Annotated in this window: 1 protein-coding gene; it reads right to left on the bottom strand. The window is 69.3% G+C overall.

What is annotated here, in order from left to right:
* The coding region (locus tag IF89_RS0137435; RefSeq protein ID WP_030778628.1) for an FG-GAP repeat domain-containing protein at positions 1-202 on the bottom strand (202 nt) is incomplete at both ends.

The raw sequence follows: 202 nt of genomic DNA, 5'->3' as shown, positions 1-202 counted from the left end.
GACGGGGGCGTTGAAGTAGCCGCCCGCGTTGTGGGTCCACAGCTTGAGGTTGCCGCTGGCGTCCTTGGCGATGATGTCGGCCCGGCCGTCCTCGTTGAAATCGGCTGCGGCGGTCTGGGTGAAGTTCCAACCGGCGGAGAGGTGGGCTGCGGCGCCGAAGGTGCCGTCGCCCCGGCCCGCCCAGATCTTGAGGTTGCCGTCG

The organism is Streptomyces sp. NRRL F-2664, assembly GCF_000719345.1.
Lineage (GTDB): Bacteria > Actinomycetota > Actinomycetes > Streptomycetales > Streptomycetaceae > Streptomyces.
This window is presented reverse-complemented; position numbering and strand designations above follow the sequence as displayed.